This is a genomic window from Atribacterota bacterium (assembly GCA_039638595.1).
GTDB classification, from domain to species: Bacteria; Atribacterota; Atribacteria; order Atribacterales; family Caldatribacteriaceae; genus Profundicultor; species Profundicultor thermophilus.
Genome location: JBDIWM010000005.1, coordinates 61192 through 76831 on the forward strand (window position 1 = coordinate 61192; position 15640 = coordinate 76831).

Annotated in this window: 16 protein-coding genes, 1 pseudogene and 1 other annotated feature; of the genes and pseudogenes, 5 read left to right on the forward strand and 12 right to left on the reverse strand. The window is 48.4% G+C overall.

Annotated features, from left to right (window positions below):
* Positions 1-47 precede the first annotated feature (47 nt).
* Positions 48-1226 (reverse strand): class I SAM-dependent rRNA methyltransferase, encoded by a 1179-nt coding sequence (locus ABDK92_02600; protein ID MEN3185513.1) that lies wholly within the window; start codon positions 1224-1226, stop codon positions 48-50.
* A 64-nt stretch (positions 1227-1290) separates the two neighbouring features.
* Between ABDK92_02600 and ABDK92_02605 the strand changes: the two genes are divergently transcribed.
* Genes ABDK92_02605 through hisD form a run of 5 tightly spaced genes read left to right on the forward strand, consistent with a single transcriptional unit; the run spans position 1291 to position 5551 of the window.
* Positions 1291-2031, forward strand: a complete 741-nt coding sequence (locus ABDK92_02605; GenBank protein ID MEN3185514.1) for a heparan-alpha-glucosaminide N-acetyltransferase — start codon at positions 1291-1293, stop codon at positions 2029-2031.
* A gap of 40 nt (positions 2032-2071) precedes the next feature.
* Positions 2072-2419, forward strand: coding sequence for a hypothetical protein (locus ABDK92_02610; GenBank protein ID MEN3185515.1), 348 nt, complete (start codon positions 2072-2074; stop codon positions 2417-2419).
* Between the two features lie 26 nt (positions 2420-2445).
* Complete coding sequence (gene hisZ, locus ABDK92_02615; GenBank protein MEN3185516.1) at positions 2446-3639, forward strand: ATP phosphoribosyltransferase regulatory subunit; 1194 nt, start codon at positions 2446-2448, stop codon at positions 3637-3639.
* On the forward strand, positions 3633-4271 hold the full coding sequence (hisG, locus tag ABDK92_02620) for an ATP phosphoribosyltransferase (GenBank protein ID MEN3185517.1): 639 nt from the start codon (positions 3633-3635) through the stop codon (positions 4269-4271). The genes hisZ and hisG overlap by 7 nt, the downstream gene beginning before the upstream one ends.
* The gene (gene hisD / locus ABDK92_02625; GenBank protein MEN3185518.1) at positions 4268-5551 is read left to right on the forward strand and encodes a histidinol dehydrogenase; all 1284 of its coding nucleotides are present in this window, start codon (positions 4268-4270) and stop codon (positions 5549-5551) included. Before hisG ends, hisD begins: the two co-directional genes overlap by 4 nt.
* Before the next feature lie 13 nt (positions 5552-5564).
* On the opposite strand, the gene speE is transcribed toward hisD, so the two are convergent.
* The 11 genes and pseudogenes from speE to ABDK92_02680 form a co-directional block, all read right to left on the reverse strand.
* Positions 5565-6383 carry a polyamine aminopropyltransferase gene (speE, locus tag ABDK92_02630; GenBank protein ID MEN3185519.1) on the reverse strand — a complete coding sequence of 273 codons (819 nt, stop codon included), beginning with the start codon at positions 6381-6383 and terminating at the stop codon, positions 5565-5567.
* Entirely contained in the window at positions 6352-6741 is a 390-nt protein-coding gene (gene speD / locus ABDK92_02635) for an adenosylmethionine decarboxylase (protein MEN3185520.1), read from the reverse strand. The genes speE and speD overlap by 32 nt, the downstream gene beginning before the upstream one ends.
* A 40-nt stretch (positions 6742-6781) precedes the next feature.
* Complete coding sequence (gene pgeF, locus ABDK92_02640) at positions 6782-7501, reverse strand: peptidoglycan editing factor PgeF (protein ID MEN3185521.1); 720 nt, start codon at positions 7499-7501, stop codon at positions 6782-6784.
* Entirely contained in the window at positions 7498-8286 is a 789-nt protein-coding gene (gene trpA / locus ABDK92_02645; protein ID MEN3185522.1) for a tryptophan synthase subunit alpha, read from the reverse strand. Before trpA ends, pgeF begins: the two co-directional genes overlap by 4 nt.
* The gene (trpB, locus tag ABDK92_02650; GenBank protein ID MEN3185523.1) at positions 8283-9470 is read right to left on the reverse strand and encodes a tryptophan synthase subunit beta; all 1188 of its coding nucleotides are present in this window, start codon (positions 9468-9470) and stop codon (positions 8283-8285) included. Before trpB ends, trpA begins: the two co-directional genes overlap by 4 nt.
* Before the next feature lie 4 nt (positions 9471-9474).
* Positions 9475-10098, reverse strand: coding sequence for a phosphoribosylanthranilate isomerase (locus tag ABDK92_02655; GenBank protein MEN3185524.1), 624 nt, complete (start codon positions 10096-10098; stop codon positions 9475-9477).
* Positions 10085-10882: an indole-3-glycerol phosphate synthase TrpC gene (gene trpC / locus ABDK92_02660; protein MEN3185525.1), complete on the reverse strand. Its 798-nt coding sequence runs from the start codon at positions 10880-10882 to the stop codon at positions 10085-10087. Before trpC ends, ABDK92_02655 begins: the two co-directional genes overlap by 14 nt.
* The gene (gene trpD / locus ABDK92_02665; GenBank protein ID MEN3185526.1) at positions 10879-11913 is read right to left on the reverse strand and encodes an anthranilate phosphoribosyltransferase; all 1035 of its coding nucleotides are present in this window, start codon (positions 11911-11913) and stop codon (positions 10879-10881) included. Before trpD ends, trpC begins: the two co-directional genes overlap by 4 nt.
* A 2-nt stretch (positions 11914-11915) precedes the next feature.
* Positions 11916-12486, reverse strand: a pseudogene (locus ABDK92_02670) (aminodeoxychorismate/anthranilate synthase component II).
* Complete coding sequence (locus tag ABDK92_02675) at positions 12483-13895, reverse strand: anthranilate synthase component I family protein (GenBank protein ID MEN3185527.1); 1413 nt, start codon at positions 13893-13895, stop codon at positions 12483-12485. The pseudogene ABDK92_02670 and the gene ABDK92_02675 overlap by 4 nt, the downstream one beginning before the upstream one ends.
* Positions 13896-13924: 29 nt before the next feature.
* Positions 13925-14179: a binding site (T-box leader), on the reverse strand.
* A 41-nt stretch (positions 14180-14220) separates the two neighbouring features.
* A complete protein-coding gene (locus ABDK92_02680) occupies positions 14221-15366 on the reverse strand; it encodes a diguanylate cyclase (GenBank protein MEN3185528.1) in 1146 nt (381 codons plus the stop codon).
* Positions 15367-15640: the final 274 nt, after the last annotated feature.

The window sequence follows — 15640 nt, forward strand, 5'->3', positions numbered from 1 at the left end:
AATAACTCACAATGGTTTCCCTCGCACAGTGATCGTCTTACTTCAAATCACACCACCTCTGCCACCAGACATTTGAGATACTGGGATTCTTCATACCCCAAAAGAACGGGATGGTCCAGAGCCTGTCCGCGCTCAGCAAGGATTCGGACCCGCCTTTTTACATCGAGCGAAGCCTCTTCAAGAACTCTCCGAAAGCGTTCTAAAGAAAGGTGGTGTGAACAGGAAGAAGTGACCAAAATTCCACCCGGAGAAAGGATTTTCATAGCCCGGAGATTAATTTCCTTGTAACCCCGGAGCGCTCCCGAAAGCGCAGATTGATTCTTTACGAAGGCTGGAGGATCAAGAATCACCACCTCAAAACGTTCCCCTTTTCTGTCCATTTCCCGCAAAAAATCAAAGGCATTAGCCACCTCAAAATGGGTTTTCGTCCCTAGATCATTCAGGTGAGCATTCACTGTGGCATACCGGACCGCTTCTTCGGAAATATCCACCCCGATTACTTCCCGGGCTCCAAAAAGGGCAGCATGGAGACTGAAACCTCCAACGTAGGAAAAACAATCAAGCACCCTCTTACCTTTGACAAAATGTCGCAGAAATGCCCGGTTGTCACGCTGATCGAGGAAATAGCCCGTTTTCTGCCCAGAGACAAGGTCCACCTTAAACAAAAGGCTATTTTCGCGCACGGTTACCGGATTCTCAAAGGCAGAACCAATAAATACCCGGCGTAGAGGTAATCCTTCCCGTTCCCGCACCGAAACATCGCTCCGTTCGTAAATTCCCTTGGGTCTGAGAAAACCCCACAGGATGTCCGTGATAACCTCCCGATGGTTTTCCATGCCTGCGGTGAGCACTTGCACTACGAGGTATGGACCAAACTGGTCGATGACGAGTCCAGGCAGAAAATCAGCCTCAGCAAAAACCAGCCGGTAGCAATCGGTATCCGCTCGAAACACATACCGTTCACGGTACTTCAGGGCTCGTCCAATCCGCTGGTAAAAAAAAGAAGCATCAATGGCTTCTTCAGGATCACGGGTCAAAATCCGCAAGGCGATTTTAGATCCCGGGTTATAGTGCCCTTTCCCCAGTACCTTTCCCCGATGATCGACGATGGTTACCACCGCACCACGGGGCATTCCTTCCTCACCATCCACTTCTCCCTGGTAAGCCCAAGGATGCCCCCGTAAGATTCTTTCTCTAGCTCGGCGCGAAACGACCACGTGTTCCATAGCTTTCACTCTTTATGATTCTCCTTTCCAATGGTATTCTATACGGTAAAAGGAGGAAAGGGAAATGCGGTTCTGGGAAATTGATTTCTTTCGTGGTTGCGCGGTCATCACTATGGTCATTTACCATCTCCTTTATGACCTCTATGCATTCGGGTCCTTACAAATTGAGCTATTCCGGGGATTCTGGAAAGGTTTCCAGATTGCCACTGCCAGCACTTTCCTTTTTGTGGCTGGAGTTTCGCTTTTTTTAAGCTACAGTCGTCTGCTCGTGAAAGGGGCCTTACCCTCTTTTTCCAAATATTTGAAGCGGGGACTTACTATTCTGGGTTGGGGAATGGTGATTACCCTATTTACCTACGTTACCCTAGGCGAGTGGTACGTGCGATTTGGAATCCTCCACTGCATCGGGGTTTCAGTCATTATTGGGTATGGTTTTCTCCTCGCACCGGATAACACCTCGGTAGTCCTGGGAAGCGCACTCTGTTTTCTCGGTGGAGCACTCCTCTCTTCCCGAACTTTCTCTTTCTCTTTTCTTCTCCCTTTGGGATTTGCACCTCAGGGCTTCAAGACCATCGACTACTTTCCCCTTTTCCCCTGGTTGGGCATGATACTTTTAGGAATTGCTTTTGGAAAACACTTTTACCGGGGATACCGGCGGCAGTTCTCACTCCCCAACTGGGAGACAACCGTAGCGGTTCGGGCGCTCTCTTTTCTGGGAAAGCATTCCCTCACCGTTTATCTCCTGCATCAGCCAGTTCTCATTATCCTCCTTTTCCTTCTGGGCTTCATTAAACTCCCTCTCTAATGGTATACTATAGCCACAACCTATAAGGAGGGTTCCAGTGATGAAAAAATTGGCCTCGATAATTTTGGTGACGTTTTTGATGGGAATGCTCTGCATAGCAGGGTGCAACACTTTGGAAAACACACCTGTGAGTGTTTTAAGGGCCAGGGACTGGGCTATCGAAGAAGCCCGGAATACGGGAATCGACGTCCCACAAAACGTCACCTGGAACGTACAGAATACCACACCTCCGATGCTCCTTGGGTATACTACTTACACCTTTACTTTCGGACGATTTCGCATCGAGGTTGGGTATCCAGTGGTTCTATCCCCAATGTATACGGTGGTTATCTTCGAGAATGGAACTCCGATATGGGAAGGAACCGTCGAAGAACAAAATCTGCCATAGCTTGAAAAAGAAAGGAAGGGTGAACATTGGAATCAATTCTGGGAATGCGAGATATCTATCCCCGGGAAGCTCGATTGAGAAGGAAAATTCAGGAAACGTTGTGCCAGCTCTTTAAAAGCTGGGGCTATGAAGAGGTGGAACCACCCACCGTTGAGTCCTACGAAATTTTTGCTCAAACAACCGGAGAAGAAATTCGGGAACGGATGTACCAGTTTGTGAATCGGGAAGGGAAATTAGTGTGTCTGCGACCAGAATTCACGACCTCTGTGGCTCGAATGTTTGCCAAAGAGGAAGAAACAAACCTCCCCCGGCGAGTTTACTACGCCGGGAAAATTTTTCGTTACCCCGCTTCACCTTTTTGTTTCGAAAGCGAGTTAACTCAGATTGGGGTAGAACACATTGGCTCCAACACCATCGAAAGTGACGGAGAAGTCATCGCCCTGGCTGTATCATCTCTCAAAGCGCTGGGTATCCATGGTTTTCAGGTTGATATTGGACACGTGGGTGTGTTCCGATACCTTTTGGCAAAACTCCCCCTGACTGATGAAGAGCGAAGCATAGCCAAAGACCTCATCAAGAAAAAAGATTTTGTGGCTCTACAGAACTTCTGGCAGAAGAAAAAACTTGAGGAACACCCTGCAGCCACTTTCCTTTTGCGTTTTCCCTTCCTGCGGGGTAGAGAAGAAATCCTTTTAGAGGGGCAAGAATGGTCACAGGATTCAGAATGGACCACCATTATGGAGTATTTAAAGCAAATATTTGTTCGACTCCGGGAATTTGGATTGGCGGAACACCTTTTTCTGAACCTTGGTCTTATCCGGGATTTTGATTACTACACCGGGGTAATCTGGGAAGGGTTCTCACCGCATCTGGGATACCCACTCCTGGCAGGAGGACGGTACGATGAGCTCTTCCAAATTTTTGGAAAAGACTTTCCATCCTGTGGTTTTGCTCTCTTTCTCGAACGGGTAGTGGAGGCGATGCAGAAATATAAAAGTTGGGAAGAAAAAGTTACCTCTCCCATTCGCCTAACCTATCCCCCCGGGTGGGGGAAAAAGGCCTTCGAGGTTGCAGAGAAACTTCGCCAGGAAGGGTTCTCAATAGTTATGGAAGAAACCGAAGACGAAGCATTCACCTTAACCTCACCGGTAAAAACAATCCAGTTTTCGATTCCAGAAATGGAGAGTATAGAAAAAATCATAAAGGAGCTGAGATCTTGAACAAATTGACCATCGCTGTCCCAACCGGAAGATTAAAGGAAGAAGCATTGAACCTCCTTTTTCGGATGCCTCACTGTCCATCCCTTCCCCTTGATTCCCGTAAACTGGTCATCGAAGAAGAAAACTCTCCCTGGAGGATTCTCCTCACCCACCCCAAAGACGTTTCCACCTACGTGGAATATGGAGTGGCCGACCTTGGAATTGTGGGAAAAGACATTATCTTAGAGCGGGGAAATGAAATCTACGAACTTTTGGACCTTAAAATCGGGCTATGTGTTATGGTCTTAGCTGCTCCAGAAAGGGTCACTCTGGAATCGCTGTGGGAGAAGGGACGGATTCGTATTGCCACCAAATACCCCAACTTCACCCGCCGGTATTTGCAAGAAAAAGGAGTGATAGGGGATATTATTTTCCTGTACGGTTCCATCGAAATTGCCCCCAATATCGGCCTTGCTGACGCCATCGTAGACCTTGTTTCCACCGGAAAGACTCTGCGAGAAAATCACCTCCGGGTGATGGAAGAAATCGTTCCGGTATCAGGGCGTCTGGTGGTAAACCGTATCAGCATCAAAACCAAAGGAGAAACAATCAGAAACTTCGTGGAAGAAATCAAAGGAGTGATTCGGGCATGAGTCAGGTTGTCCTCAAACCCATTATCAGCATCGAACAGTTGGAACAGGACCTGCACATCGGTCGCCGGGAAGTGTTTGCTTTCTGGCGAGAGGTGGAAAAAGAGGTTCTACCCATCATTGAAGAAGTGCAGGTAAAAGGGGACGAAGCTCTGTGCCTTTATACCCGAAAATTTGATGGGTGTCTATTGCAGGATTTCGCTATCCCCAGAGACGAACTGAAAAAAGCCTGGGAGAGGGTCCATCCTGGATTCAAAAAAGCACTGAAGGCAGCCATGGAAAGCATACAGCAATTCCACGTTAATCAGAAAATGTCTTCTACGTTCTTCGCTCAGGAGGATCGATACCTGGGAGAAGTGGTACATCCCATTGAGCGGGTGGGTTGTTACATTCCAGGTGGACGATTTGCTTATCCCTCTTCGGTTCTTATGACTGTGATCCCAGCACAAATTGCCGGAGTCAACGAGATTGCCATTTTTACTCCCCCCTCACCGGAGGGGACTTTAAAAAAGGAACTGCTCGCTACCTGTTACCTCCTCAATATTGAGGAAATTTACCGGGTCGGTGGAGCCCAGGCGATAGCTGCCGCCTGCTTTGGTACAGCATCCATCAAACCGGTGGACAAAATCGTAGGACCAGGAAATGTGTATGTGACAGCAGCTAAAAAACTCCTCCAGGGGGTGGTGGGTACAGACCTCCTTGCCGGACCCTCTGAAGTAGTGATTGTGGCTGACGAAAGCACTCCACCAGAATGGATTGCTCTCGACCTTTTGGCTCAAGCCGAGCACGACCCTATGTCGTTGAGCATCCTTCTTTCTCCCTTCGAAAATGTGCTTCTTACGGTCAAAAGGCGCTTGGAAAGAGAATTACAAAATGCACCGTTCCCGTTCGAAAAGAAAGTCCCCATTTTCCTTTATCAGGTTGACAACATGGACATGGCCTTTGCCGCACTGAATGCCCTGGCACCAGAACACGTTGAAATCCTCACTGCTTCACCGTTCGAAGACTTGAAAAAGGTGAAACATGCTGGAAGCATATTCCTCGGCGCGTACGCACCAGTGGCTCTCGGCGATTACGGCTACGGACCAAACCACGTCCTTCCTACCCTTCAGGGAGCGCGTTTTTCATCTCCGCTTTCGGTACGAGACTTCTATGCTGTGTCTTCTTTCATCTTGCCCCAAAAAGAAAGCGAATACGCAAACTATGCACTTCTAGCAAAAAGCGAAGGGCTTTTCTACCACGAAAAGTCACTCCGGGTTCGAATGAAAAAGAGTAGGCTTTAAAGCCTACTCTTTTTCACCGTTTGAACAGCTCTTCCAGAAATACTGGAAGGACAAAGGCCGCCTGGTGAATTTTCGAGGAATAGTAACGAGTTGGAAAAGGGAGATTTCGCTCTACCCCTACTGGGTCCTCTTTTTTAGAGGCAAAAATGTAACTCCACACTCCCCCAGGATAGGTGGGTACCATTCCCCAGTAAAGACGTAAAATCGGAAAACACCGCAGGTACCTCCAGAGTTTCTCCACTCGCTCCTCTTCAAAGAAGGGCGGTTCCATTTGGGAAACAAACACTCCACTTGCGGTCAAATGTTGGTAAACCTCTTCAAAAAATTGCGGCGAAAAAAGTGGCTCCGCCACTCCCCGGGGAAATGGATCCGTCGAATCCATAATGATGACATCAAATTGAGAAGCAGTGGTAATGTAACGGGTAGCATCGTCCACAATCACTTTGAGGCGGGGGTCATTCCAGGGGGCCAGGTTAGGAAAAAACTTCCGGCACACTTCGATTACTTCTTCATCAATATCCACCATGACCACCTCCTCCACCGGGTGTTTTAAAACCTCCCGGGCTGCACCACCATCCCCACCGCCAATGATAAAAACTCGTTTGGGCTCTGGGTGAGTCACCATGGCTGGATGAACAAGCATCTCGTGGTACATAAACTCGTCTTTCTCCGAAAGTTGCACAATACCATCGAGAAGCAAGACTTTTCCATAAAGATAGGTGTCCACCACGGCGATCTCCTGAAACCTGCTTTTCCCCACAAAAATGGTTTCCCTAACCCGTAACCCAACCTCAAAATCTTTAAGGTAATTCTGGACGTACCAGAGTTCCATTGCGCCTCTGTAACCCCCTCTCCAATTCCACCAGCTTTACCTTTTCAGCCTGAAAACAATCCTGAATTAAAGCGATACTCTCCTTGGGGTCAAAATGTGAACCCACAAAAACATCCAGAGCTGCGTACCCGTACTCCGGCCAGGTATGAATCGCCACATGTGATTCCGGCATAATCAAAAGTCCACTCAGACCATACGGCTCAAATTGATGCACCTGAAGCGCCAGAATTTCCAAGCCATAGAGATGAGCGAGTTTGGCGAAAAACTGTTCAACCAGTCCTTTATCGTTGAGGAGAGGTGAACCGATAACCTCAATCAAAAGATGCCGACCAGTCAGCCCTCCTTCCAATCTCCTCACTCCCTTCACCTCAAAATGGAAAATCGAATTCGGTAATACTTTAATCTCTTTTTCGCCATCCTGCAAGAAGCATATTTCGACCGGATAGTCTCCCTTCTCGGCGAAAGGAGTGAAACATTTCCCCGTGACACCGGGTACACAAGCCACTCTGTTCGATGTTCTTTTTCATCACTCCACATGCTTCCAGTTCGTCCTGCACTATTCCCGAAAGGTCTATGAAAAAGCGCCCCTCCTTTTCTTGTATCCGTTTCGCCCCTCGCCCGACAAAAAGCTGAGCCACGTCTTCCTTTACCTCGAAACAGCATCCTCCAATCCCTGGACCGACACCCACCAACAAATCAGACACCCGGCTTCCAAAAACCGTATGCATGGCTTGGAGCACTTCAAGGTGAATCGCGCCCATCACACCTTTCCAACCAGCGTGAACCACAGCCAATGCTTCCTTCACTGGGTCAACCAAAAGAATGGGGAAACAATCAGCGACCAACACTCCTAAATACATACCCTTTCGCGCCGTTAAAAGTGCATCAGCCACTGGTTTTTCCTGGAGAGGTTCATCCACCACCACCCAATGTGTTCCGTGCATCTGGGAAGCCGTGCAGAGGGTATCAATAGATAAAATCACCTTCAATCGTTCCCGTTCTTCATCATCCCCAGGGTTTAAAAACGGCTGTTTGAACGTAAAAACATGGAAAAGGGATGGCAAAGTAATATGTTCAAACTGAAGAAACGGAACCCCTTGAATGACGATGCTCTTCATCTTTCCTGAAGCGCCTGGCGATATTCCCGTAAAAGTTTTGCAAATCCTTCCTTCCAGCTTTTTTCCGATTCATGCTTGAGGATAAAATCAAGAAGCGCTGAACCGACAATCACTCCATCACTCACGCTCGCCACTTCTTTCGCCCGGGAAGGAGAATGAATCCCAAAGCCTACCAGAACCGGACTCACTGCGCACGAACGAAGCATCGAAACCACCTTCTCTAAAACTCCAAGGTCAATATCCACCGCACCAGTGGTTCCCTTGCCAGAAACAAGGTAAACGAATCCCTCACTTTCCTGCCCAACCCGGACAATTCGCTCTGGTGAAGAATTCACTGCCAGAAGAAGAATCACCTCCATAAATTCTTTTGCTCCCAAAAGAAGGGATCTGGCCTCCAGAGGAAAGTCAGCCACGATCAGTCCCTGAAACCCCGCCTGTGAAAAATCTCGCGTAAATCGGTCCACTCCATAACGAAAAACAATGTTTCCATAGGTCATGACCACAAGGGGAATGGAACGCGAAGCTTTTTCCATCGTTTCCTTAACAAGAAGCGGTGTTACCCCCTGTAGCAAAGCCCGGTAGGAAGTGGTTTGAATTATCGGCCCATCAGCCACCGGGTCGGAGTAAGGAATTCCCACTTCCAGAGCATCGGCCCCTTCTTCGTTACAGATAGAGACAAGCTCCAGAAAATCTGGAATACTGGGATATCCAAAGGTAAGATAGGGAACAAAGAGTTTATGGTTTTTGCGCCTTTCCTCAAGGATTTCTCGCAGGCTCCTCTTCATCGACCACCCCTCCTTTCCCGATAGCGCATCACTTCTTCGGCATCCTTATCCCCTCTTCCCGAAAGGCAAATCAAAAGAATCTCGCCCTTCGAGAGGGTAGGAGCAAGTTTTACTGCGTAGGCCACCGCATGAGCGCTTTCCAGAGCTGGAATAATTCCCTCTTTTTCTGCAAGAAGGACGAAGGCTTCAACGGCCTCCTCATCCTTTACGCTGACGTACGAAGCTCTTTTCCTTTCAAAGAGAAAGCTATGTTCTGGACCCACCCCGGGATAATCGAGACCAGCCGCCACTGAATGGGTGGGGAGAACCTGTCCAAACTCATCCTGCAGGAGGTAACTCAAACTCCCATGGAGAATACCCTTCGACCCCTGCCCGATACTGGCAGCATGACTTCCAGTATGAAGACCCAGCCCCCCCGCTTCAACACCAATTAGTCTTACCTCTTCCCGGGACACAAAGGTATGGAAAATGCCCATAGCATTGCTCCCTCCACCCACACAAGCCACTACATAATCAGGTACTCGTCCCTCAGCTTCAATCATCTGCACCTCTGCCTCTTTTCCAATGACTGACTGAAAGTCCCGCACCATGGTGGGATAGGGATGCGGTCCAACCACCGAACCAATCACATAATGGGTGGTATCCACATTCCGCACCCAGTCTCGCATCGCCTCATTAATGGCATCCTTCAGAGTTTGGCTTCCTGAGTGAACAGCCACCACTTCTGCTCCCAGGATATTCATCCGAAAAACGTTGAGTTTTTGCCGCTCCATGTCCACCGCCCCCATGTACACCCGGCATTGAAGTCCAAAAAGGGCACAAGCCGTGGCTGTAGCTACTCCATGCTGTCCCGCACCGGTTTCGGCGATGACTCTCGTTTTTCCCATTTTCTTAGCCAGGAGCACCTGCCCTAAGGTATTATTGAGTTTGTGGGAACCGGTGTGATTGAGATCTTCCCTCTTTAAATATATCTTTCCTCCTCCGAGATGTTCCGAAAGGCGCCGGGCAAAATACAGTGGAGTCGGCCTTCCCGCGTACGACCGGAGATACAAGGCAAGCTCTTCTTGAAAGGAGTGGTCCTCCCGGTACGTGAAATAGGCCTCTTCCAGCTCCTCCAGAGGGTGAATCAAAATCTCCGGCACAAAGAACCCACCAAATTCGCCAAAAAATCCATTTTCTTTCATTTTTTCATCTCCTTCTTAGCCAGTCCAGAATCCTCTGTATTTTTGTGAGATCCTTCTTCCCCGGTCTCTCTTCTACTTTACTATTCAAGTCAACTCCAAAGGGATGGAAAAGAGAGATGAGTTGGGGAAGATTTTCCTCCCCCAATCCACCCGCCACGATTACTGGCACTTCGTACCCTTCCACAATTTTTTGAACTTTTATCCAGGGAAAAGGCGTTCCGGTCCCGCCACCCTGTGTTCCTCGGACCGTGTCAAATAGGAAATACCGAACCACACCACGGTATTCTTCAACGGTTTTTTCCTCAAACTTCTCATCCACTCCAAAAGCCTTGACCACCCTTCCCGGAAAATGGGCACAGAAAGAAGGACTTTCGGCTCCATGGAGCTGAACGAGATCAAAGCTACAGAAATCAACCAATTGCTTTACTTCCTTCCAGCCCATATCCCGAAAAACGCCCACAGTCAACACTCGACTCCGAATTCCATGTACCAAATTTCTTGCTTTTTCTGGATTCACCCAGCGAGGGCTTCCCTCCACCAGAATAAATCCCAGCGCCCACACCCCCATTTGGGCAAGAGAGTGGGCATCTTCTTCCGTCTGAATTCCGCAGACTTTAACAGCGAGCAAGTTCTTCCTCTCCCTTCAATTCCCTCAATTTTTTCACTGGATCCGTAGCAGCAAGGAGGGTCTCCCCGATGAGGAAGGCTCGTACCCCTCTTTCGCGCAACATGGTAATGTCCTCCCTGCTCCGGATTCCACTTTCACTCACCACCATAAGCCCTTTAGGCACAAGGGGTAAAAGACGAAGTGTGGTCTGGAGCGATACTTCAAAGGTAGCCAGATTCCGATTATTAATTCCCACCAACCTCGCTCCAGCAAACAGAGCTTTCTCCAAGTCTCTTTCATCATGTACTTCTACCAGAGGAACCATACCCAAAAGAGTACACAGGTCAACGAATTTTTTGAGCCGTTCACGATGCAAAATCCGGGCAATGAGAAGGAGAGCTCCTGCCCCCTTCTCCGCCGACTCGTAGATCTGAGTTTCCTCGATAACAAAATCCTTCCGCAAAACAGGAAGAGAGGTTTTGGCTATAACTTTCTCAAGGAGAGTCACGTTACCCCCAAAATGTTCCTCTTCCGTCACCACCGAAATTGCCGAAGCTCCTCCTTCCTCATAACAGGATAAAACCTTTAAAACCCTTTCATACGGCAACAGTTTTCCCCGAGAAGGTGAAGCACACTTGATTTCGGCAATGATGTGCATCTGGGATGAGTCTGCGAATACCTCCGAAAAGGAATTTTTTGTTCTTTTGGCCATAATTTCGACCACATCATATGCGGAGTACTGCTTCATCATGAACAGTTTCTTCCGGGTGTGGGTGACAATTTGTTCCAGAATCGTTTCCATCATGAAGCCACCTCCATTCCCCGGGCCGTATCAACGATGGTTTCCACCGTGCGTAGCGCCTGGCCACTGGCTAAAATACTTTCCAAAAACTGCAAGGCTCGAGAAAGGCTTGATGATTGTTCACATAACCATAAAAGGAACGCAGCATTCAAAAGGAGCGCATTCCGAAGCGGCCCTTTTTGTTTTCCCCGTAGAATTTCAAAGAAAAGTGCAACGTTATCCTTAGGGTTCCCTCCCCGAAGTTCAGAAAGGGCACAGGTTTGGAAACCCACATCCTGGGGGTGGAACGAAAATGACTTTAGTTTTCCATTAGTAACAAGGACCATTTCACTTTTTCCAGCCAGACTCACTTCGTCAATTCCCGGTTCTCCCCACACCACAAGCCCCTTTTTCACTCCCAGTTCCAGTAACGCTTCCCCTACCGGAAAGAGGAGCCCCGGTTCATACACCCCAACCAGTTTATAGTGCACCCTGCAGGGATTGACCAGCGGCCCCAAAAGATTAAACACCGTCCTCATTCCGAGTTCCCTGCGCACTCCTTGCACCACTTTCATGGCAGGATGATAACGTGGTGCATAGAGAAAGGTGAAACCTGTCTCTTTAAAAAGCGTTTGCATGGCCTGGGGTGGTGCTTCGATGGGAATACCCAGACACTCCAAGAAATCAGCACTTCCAGAAGAGCTACTCACCGCACGGTTTCCATGTTTGACTATTCTGACCCCGGCACCAACCGCAAGAATGGCTGAAGCAGTTGAGAAATTGAAGGTACCCATTCCATCACCACCGGTGCCACAGTTATCAACAACATCAACCGAGGGAGAAACCGTAAAGGGAACAGCCTTCTCTCTTATGGCGCGCACAAAACCAGAGAGCTCCTCCCCACTTTCTCTTCGCAGTCGTAACATGGCGAGGATTGCCCCCAGCTGGACTGGGGTAAAAGTTTCCTCCATAATGTTCAGCATGAGACGATAGGCTTCTTCCTTATCCAGTTTCTCACCGTTAGCGAGTTGCCCCAAAATTTCTTTTCCACCCATGGTCAGCCCACCTCCAGAAAATTTTTGAGAATCAGTTTCCCTTCTGGAGTCAGTACCGACTCGGGATGGAACTGAACTCCAAAAAGGGGATAGGAGCAATGTTCAAGAGCCATAATTTCACCCTCCTCGGTGAGTGCAGTAATCCGTAAAGTGGGAGGGAGGGTTTCTGGCTTAACCACTAAGGAGTGGTATCGCCCTACCCAGATTTGTTGAGGAAGATTCTGGAAGATGGGCGAAGAGAAAAGAAAAACTCGGGACTTTTTCCCGTGGCAGGGCCGGCGAGCCTTTACAATTTCTGCGCCCTCAACATAAGCAATACACTGATGGCCAAAGACACACCCCTAAAGTGGGAATGGAGGAGGCAAAGGTGCGGATCACATCATTCGTAATCCCACAGTCAGTTGGATCCTTGGGACCGGGGGAAATTACAAGCCGGGAAGGACACATCGCATGGATTTCTGGAATGGTGATTTGGTCATTTCGAAACACCACGATCTCTTCTTCACTCAATTCCCCCAGGTACTGGACAAGATTGTAAGTAAAAGAGTCATAGTTGTCGATTACCAGAATCATACTTCCGTTTTCCTCCTTTCTGCACTTTGTAACGCAAGGAGCAAGGCCTCGGCCTTGCTCCGAGTTTCCTCATACTCTTTTTCAGGAATTGAGTCATAGACAATCCCCGCTCCAGCCTGAATGCGAGCTTCCCCATCTTTACAGAAAATGCTTCGGATGAGAATGCAGGTATCCATATTTCCCTGAAAACTCACATATCCCAAAGCTCCGGCGTAAGGACCCCGAGCCTGGGGTTCCACCTCTTCGATAATTTGCATGGCCCGCACTTTGGGAGCCCCACTCACGGTTCCAGCTGGAAACGTAGCTCTGAGAACTTCCCAAGGTGTAAAACCATTTTTGACTTTTCCCGAAACTGTGGAAACAATATGAAAGACATGGGAGTACCGTTCTACCTTCATGAATTCTTCCACGCGCACCGTCCCGGGAAGGGCAATTCTCCCCAGGTCGTTTCTTCCCAGGTCAAGAAGCATCACGTGCTCAGCATTTTCCTTCTCATCTGCTAAAAGTTCCCGCACCACCATTTCCTCATCCAAACCTGGGATTCTTCGGCGAGTTCCAGCAATGGGCTTGGTCCAAACCCTCCCATGTTCCAGTTTGGTGAGCATTTCAGGGGAGGAACCAAACATGGTAAACGTGGACGTCTTACAATAAAAAAGGTACGGTGACGGATTCAAAGAACGCAAAAAACGGTAGGCCAGAAAGGGGTTCCCCTCATAGGGAATGGTAAAACGCTGGGAAATCACCACCTGAGAAGCATGCCCTTCTTCGATGAGTATTTTCACATAGCGTACTGCCTCTTCAAAAGAAGCGCGGGTAAAATTGGAAGTAATCTGCCCAGTAAGACGAAATCCATCATCTTCCGCAGAAATTAACCCCTCTCTTGTCACTCTTTGAACCACGTTTTCAATCCATTCTTTCGCTTCGTGGTACTCCTCCTTTCCCGCCACATAGACCACCCCCAGACGATGTCTCAAGTGGTCGAAGTATAAAAATCGGCGGGCCAGGGCAAAATAGGCCAGAGGAAAATCGAGTGGCTTTCGAGGAACCGTCAATTCCCAGGTTTTTACGGCATCGTAACTCAGAAACCCTACTGCTCCACCCAGAAATGGCAAATCAAGCGACGGATACACCCGACAGGTAGGAAAAATCTGCTCAAGACGGGGTATTACACTCCAAAATTCCTGAAATACTACCTCCCTATCCACATCAAAGACAAGAAAGGAATATCGTCCCCATACCTCACCCCTTTCGGCACTTTCCAGAAGAAACAAGGGCATTTTATCCGAAAACCTTTCCACCAGGGCAATCGGGGTCAAACGGTCCCCCAGAACCTCCCCATAAAGTGGGACAAAATCGTATCCTTCATCAATCCGTTTTTGGAACTCTCCGTAACCAGGCCGTATCTCCATTCCTTCCACCTCAAAATAAAAAGCCCTCGTCAAGAGACGAGGGCTTTACTCGCGGTGCCACTCTTTTTGATGATGGATAACCCATCACCCACTCCCCCAGGTACAGGAATCCTCCGATACCCTGCTTTCTCTATAGGGAAAGACCCTCTTCAGCCTACTCACTTTTTCGCTTTCGGTGAAGTGCTCCGAGGCCCATTCACTCCTCCCTGAACACCGGGCTCCCACCTTCCCCGACTCTCTCTGGTCCACGGAAAGAAGCTACTTCCCCTCTTCATCGCTCTACCTATTCAACTTAAGAGAAGCGTAGCAAAAATTTGTCCCTTCGTCAAGAACCTTTTGAAGAAAATTCCTTTACTTCAAGAATTTTAAGAAAAAGCGGCGCGATCTCCGGATCAAACTGTTTTCCCCGCTGATTCCAGATTTCCTCCATAGCTTGCAACCGTGAAAGAGGAAGACGGTATGGCCTTCCCATCGTCATTGCTTCATAAGCGTTCATGATAGCCCCAGCCCGGCTCAGAAAGGGAATGGCTCTTCCTCTCAACCCCCGGGGATAACCCTTTCCATCCCATCGTTCTCGAAAAGAGAGAATTTCTTCCGCGATCGAATTTAACATTTGGAGTTGGGATGCAAGCCGGTATCCAGCTTCGCTGTGACTGGTGATGAGCTTCCACTCATTCACACTCATTTCTTTCCGATCTCGACTGAGGAGCTCTCCCGGAATAATTATCTTCCCCAAATCATGAAAAACCAGAAGTCGCAGCAACTTCTCCCTTTCAAATTTGGTTAAAGAAAGCTTATTACCGAACTCTAAACCCAGACGCAACCTTTCTGAAGTGCGAAAATGGGGCTCACATGCGTAAACCTTTTTTCTGAGGCACCCCTTAAGGGCCACGAGAACCTGTTTCTCCACCTCTTTTTTGCGCATCGTTTTGTCATGGTACATGGCCCTTTCCGCCTCTTCACGCACTTCGTTTATACTCTGGTACGGCTCACTTTTTGTCGCAACCCCAAAGGACAGCGAAACGGGGATATGGCAATCATGCTCAAAAGGGAAAAAGAATAGTGGAAACCGCATCAAAAGTTCATGAGCTTTTTCACGGGCAGTTTTGGGAAGCAAAATGGCAAACTCATCACCACCAAACCGAGCCACAAGGTCCTCTCTCCGGCATATCGTTTTCAACCGCTGCGCTACATTCTGAAGAATCCGATCTCCTACCGCATGTCCCAGGACATCGTTCACTAATTTAAATTTGTTGACATCCGCAATGACTACAGAAAGTGGCAACTGTCTTGTGGTATTCAACCTTTCCAATTCTGCATCAAAGTAAGCCCGAGAAAAAAGACCAGTAAGGACATCACGAAAGGACCCGCCCATCTTGCGCCTGCGACCTTCACTCAGAGCTCGGAATGTTTCTTCATCATGATAAATGAAAATTCGGAGTCTTCCTTCCTCTAAAAAACGCTTCTCCATTCCCTCCCCCATTTATTATACCCCGATAACAAAAGCAAGCAAATGAAAAACGAAAAAGGACTCCTATCACTCTTTGAGGTTTCCACACTATATTCCTGAAACGACCATTTGTCATTCGGCAGAAAATTGGATAAAATAATCGCAACGGTGTGTCTTCTCTTAAAGGAGGGTTGGGATTGATTGAACCAACTGAAGCATCTAACCCATTTGAAATGGTACGGCAAACCCTTTTAGGCTTTCCGGACCATCTTGCCGAAGGGTACGCCCAGGCAAA